Source organism: Leptospira borgpetersenii serovar Javanica, assembly GCF_003046425.1.
In the GTDB taxonomy this organism is placed as follows: Bacteria; Spirochaetota; Leptospiria; order Leptospirales; family Leptospiraceae; genus Leptospira; species Leptospira borgpetersenii.
In genome coordinates, this window is record NZ_QAJG01000053.1 from 1 (window position 1) to 3878 (window position 3878).

At 41.3% G+C, this 3878-nt stretch carries 4 protein-coding genes and 1 pseudogene; 1 reads left to right on the forward strand and 4 read right to left on the reverse strand.

Annotated elements, in window-relative coordinates; genetic code table 11:
- Positions 1–287, forward strand: a pseudogene (locus tag CLV95_RS19160) (DDE-type integrase/transposase/recombinase); the annotation flags it as partial.
- A 133-nt stretch (positions 288–420) separates the two neighbouring features.
- On the opposite strand, the gene CLV95_RS18355 reads toward CLV95_RS19160, so the two are convergent.
- The 4 genes from CLV95_RS18355 to CLV95_RS18375 form a co-directional block, all read right to left on the reverse strand.
- On the reverse strand, positions 421–1146 hold the full coding sequence (locus CLV95_RS18355) for an NADase-type glycan-binding domain-containing protein (protein WP_002738387.1): 726 nt from the start codon (positions 1144–1146) through the stop codon (positions 421–423).
- A gap of 15 nt (positions 1147–1161) precedes the next feature.
- Positions 1162–1416 carry a hypothetical protein gene (locus CLV95_RS18360; RefSeq protein ID WP_002734897.1) on the reverse strand — a complete coding sequence of 85 codons (255 nt, stop codon included), beginning with the start codon at positions 1414–1416 and terminating at the stop codon, positions 1162–1164.
- A 142-nt stretch (positions 1417–1558) separates the two neighbouring features.
- Positions 1559–2182: a hypothetical protein gene (locus CLV95_RS18370; RefSeq protein WP_002735097.1), complete on the reverse strand. Its 624-nt coding sequence runs from the start codon at positions 2180–2182 to the stop codon at positions 1559–1561.
- 10 nt (positions 2183–2192) lie between these two features.
- A partial coding sequence (locus CLV95_RS18375) for a M23 family metallopeptidase (RefSeq protein WP_243406628.1) occupies positions 2193–3878 on the reverse strand: 1686 nt, incomplete at its 5' end.

Here is a 3878-nt window from a genome sequence, read left to right on the forward strand (position 1 = left end):
AAAAATTCAATCTCTTTCACAAACCTATCCGTCTGCTTTGCGATGACGGTTCCGAAAATCAAGGTGCGGTCAACGGTTTCTTAGACCAGCCCAATCTATTCATCAAAAAACTAATCGCTCAGGTCGACATTTCCTACTCAAACAGTATGATCGAAGCCGGGGACTTTACCGTCCCAACTCGCGTCCACATACATCCTTTGGCCGCTTCCCCGATTGCATATCCCTCTTTTCTTTGGTTTACTTCCATTCCCTTTCCAGACTCACTCTTACACTCTTTTGTTTTTTAGGTTTCACTTCTTCCATCGTTTGCAGTTTCTCTAATGCTCTTTGGGTGTTGTCAGTGGATTTCATACGAAACTCCGGTTTTCCGGACTCCGCTTGCTACCTTTGGTGTGGATCTGCACGGGCGATCTTGCATTGTTAGTGGTGATTTGGTTTTTCGAAAGAAGCTAATCGTTTTTTAAAAGCTTCATTATCTTCAGAATGTACAAATCCTAAAACATCCAACTCTGATATGCAAGTATCGTTGTATTTTTTCCCTTTGTACACCTCTACAATTTCAAAAACGTATAACATTTTCAGCTCGCTAAAGCCTTTTACACCATACCTTCCTTTCAAATCAAATTCTAAATCAAATATTTGCAATCCCAACTTTTCACCAAATTCAAGTTCTTTCACTGCAATCAGGGAAGGGCCTTTTGAAATATATGGCTTTCTTCCTCCGTCTCTTTCGTGCATTCCTGCTTCATATACTTTCAATTTAGCTTTTTTGATTCGGTTGTTATTGTAATACGTCTCTTCTGACTTTCCGTATCCATTATGGATTAAGAACTTTGCTTCGTATTTGTAGTTTTTAAGATATTCCTCCAAGTGATGGTAGCTAACACCCAGTCCAGAAGCTGATGTTTGGCCCATAAACGCAATCGACTCGCCTTTTGGACCTTTGTCAGTGCACCAAGCAGTCTGAAAATTCGCATCTCCTGAATTATCAATAGAATATTGTTTCGGGGTTTGGTTTGATAACGTACTACTTGCAATAATGCTACCTCCATTTTCATTCCAGACATTTTTTAGAACTCTAGCCTTATCTTCACAAGCAAATATACTTGCAAAGATCAGAATATTCAAAATGATAAACTTTCTCATGTTTTGTTGCCTCAATTACTTCTTGTCTTCCATCCAGTAAATTCTTCTGTCACCAATTCCATTCGTATTTTGACCATACTCGACCGCTCGGCCGACCGTCAAACCTTGTTTTCCGTAATTTGCCTGGTTTTTGTCTCCATACGGATCGTAGGTTATCCACGTATTATTATTGTTGTCATATCCTACGATGCTCAGACGACGGAGGACAGAAGGGGAAAGCCTTCCCCTATCGAACGACCCGTAGGGAGTGAGATATTGAGTTTCCTTCATACCGAGTTTGCTGTCTTTCTAATTTACAAATGTCTAATTGTATTTCCAAACTCGGTATTCCGCTACCCCTTCGCCGGGCTATCTCCTTGGTTCCATCCCCGGAACCCTGTTTTGATGTGTGTTCTGTGCTGCACAAGAAAATCTAATCACAACCTTCAACAGCAAATATTTCTGGAATTCTACCAACGCTAATTCCTGTTACCTTTTTATTATTAGTTAAAAAAATCATGCGAAAATCTTTATCATAAGAATCTTTAGGTTCAAAAACTAACATTGTATCACCCGTATAATGTTCTTTCTCCCATTTAATATTATTTTTATAAGTGGAAAGAATTAATGTCATATCAGAATTAATTTTTATCCCAGACAAGGTTTGAAAAGTCGAATTCGAAATATAAATCCTACTCAATCTCAGATCTTTAGTTTTTCCTATAAACATTAAAGAAATACCAGAAAGCCCAGGTATAGTGTAGAAATGACATTCTTGTCCATTGTAATCATTCTCTTTACCACCTACTAACTTAGCAGATAATTTTTTCTCTATCTGAAACAATGTATCATTAATATGTATTGGACCTAAACCTCTAAGATGAATCTTAAATGTACTAAAATCTACACCGTAAATTGGCATACATGCTTGCACTAAGATGGAAATTAATAAACATTTTTGTACACATAGGTAAATTAGTTTTCCTACTTCAAATTTTAAATTATTCTTCATTAATATATTTTCATTTATTTCCCTATGCAGTTTATTAATTTCCATTGACATCTCCTCATTGATTTGTAGCCCAATCACGTATATTAAAATTAGCAGGATTCTGAACAACCCCATTAAGTTTTAATTCATAATGTAAATGGGGACCCGTAGATGGCCCGGTATTTCCTGATCTAGTGATTAACTCTCCTCGCACTACCTGGTGATTATTTTGAACTAATAATTCAGAGTTGTGTTTAAAAATTGAGACAAGACCACCACCATGATCTATGTGAACTTCCTTTGAACCATTATTTTGTGTCCCGGAAAAGATAACCTTTCCAGGCGCAGTTGCAAATACTGGTGTTCCCGTGGGCATTGCAATATCAATTCCCCGATGATTTTTCGTTGGACCAGTCGGATTAAATGGGTCAGGTCTACTTCCAAATTCGGAAGTCACATTGTATCCTTTTCCAGGAATAATCGCGCCATCTGCTAACGGTTTTAAAACACCATTAGATTCTTTTGAAGGCTTATAATTATAACTACCTTCAGATAGAGAATTAGAGTTTAAAACAGGTTTCGAACCACCTCCCACAATCCTGTTCCAAAAGCTACTTGCTCCATCTGCAATAGAGCCAAACAAAGAACCTGCTCTTTCACCTAACGTTTGTGTTCTACTTCCATTCACAACAATCGGACTTCCGGTCTGATTCGAGTTTCCATAACCGGGTTTCGATTGGTTACGATAATCGTTTACAAACTTTTCAAGGCCACTCGTGTCGTATCCCGCCGCTTTCAAACCGGCGATGTTCGCATCCGTTTGCGCAGGACTTTCCTTTCTCCAATCAGCTTTGAATTCCGCAACATCCGCCGCACTCAACTGACGGCCTCCTGTTGATTCTCCATCGGGTCCAAACGATCCCGATGAAGCTAACGTTTGTCCTGGATCATGAGAAGATGGGGCTCCGTGTGCAGGGTTCGGACCGTCAGCATCTCCAAAGCCAATCGTTCCTTGACTTCCCGGTAAGCCGTCCTCTCTTCTCTGCGTAGAGTATCCAACCGCGTCTAACGCCGATTTTCCAGATTCTTGATTGTTCCTATTTTGAGCAGCTCTTGAATCCGCTTCTGCTTTCGCTTTCGCCGCCGCATATGCTTTTTCTTCGGGAGTCTCAGCCACCCCTTGAGAAAGACCGTTGTTCATTGCAGACTCGGCAAGAAAGTTACTGTTACTCGTTAAACCGCTCTGAGCATTGTAGTTGAATGCATTGGTTCCCCCCGAGTTTAAGCTGAGTGTAAGGCCAGTGTGTTCGTTCCAAGACAGACCACCACTTACTCCGCCGTATTTCCCTCCTTTGCCTTCATACGAACCGTATTGGTCCGAACTCACATCCGCTCCCCATCCTCCAAACTCCGAACGAGAAAGTGTGGCACCGACTCCGGGAAGAACCACGTTATTGTTTCTTGAAATTCCCACGCTAGTGCCAAAGCCGTCGTTGCGATTGTAGCTCATTCCTAGGTTGAGAGTGCTGGCATACGATCCTGTGGTTCCGTTTTTACCCATTCCGAGTCCGAGGCCAGCGTTAGCTGAAATTCCTCCTTGTTCGGAATAACTTAGTCCTGCATTAAAGCTAAGTGCGCTTGTTCCCGCTTGTAATCCCGCGGATCCGCCGAATCCTGTTTGTTCGTTGTAGGAAAGTGTGGCTCCCACTCCAAGGCCTTCCATCAGCTTCATGCCTCCGCCGACGCTCGCTCCAAATCCTTT